This window comes from Sphingomonas endophytica (genome assembly GCF_001476895.1).
Lineage (GTDB): Bacteria > Pseudomonadota > Alphaproteobacteria > Sphingomonadales > Sphingomonadaceae > Sphingomonas > Sphingomonas endophytica_A.
This window is the reverse complement of the sequence record NZ_LDTB01000123.1, coordinates 1-645: the sequence shown is the minus strand read 5'-3', so window position 1 is coordinate 645 and position 645 is coordinate 1. Positions and strand designations below refer to the sequence as shown.

The window sequence follows — 645 nt, the reverse complement described above, 5'->3', positions numbered from 1 at the left end:
TGAACTTTGTGAACTTCCGCCGCCTCTGGCATCCACCGCCCCGTCCGGCTATGCGCGCGCCATGACCGCCATCACGCCCCAGATCGTCGCCGACCACGGCCTGTCCCCGGAAGAATATGAGCGCGTGCTCCATGCGCTCGGGCGCGAGCCGAATCTGGTCGAACTCGGCATCTTCTCGGTGATGTGGTCGGAACATTGCAGCTACAAATCCAGCCGCATCCACCTGAAGAAGCTGCCGACCGAAGGCCCGCAGGTCATCTGCGGCCCGGGCGAGAACGCGGGCGTCGTCGATATCGGTGACGGTCAGGCCGCGATCTTCAAGATGGAGAGCCACAACCACCCCTCGTACATCGAACCCTATCAGGGCGCGGCGACCGGGGTCGGCGGCATCCTGCGCGACGTCTTCACGATGGGCGCGCGGCCGGTGGCGAACATGAACGCGCTGCGCTTCGGGCGGCCCAACCATCCGAAGATGCGCCACCTGATCGCGGGCGTCGTCCACGGCATCGGCGGCTATGGCAATTGCGTCGGCGTGCCGACCGTCGGGGGCGAGGTGAACTTCCATCCCGCCTATGACGGCAACATTCTGGTCAATGCGATGACGGTCGGCGTCGCCGATACGGACAAAATCTTCTATTCGGCATC

The 645-nt window shown here is 64.7% G+C and carries 1 protein-coding gene; it reads left to right on the top strand.

Annotated elements, in window-relative coordinates; genetic code table 11:
* Positions 1–61: 61 nt before the first annotated feature.
* On the top strand, positions 62–645 hold a 584-nt coding region (locus NS334_RS16275), incomplete at its 3' end, for an AIR synthase related protein (protein ID WP_241492004.1).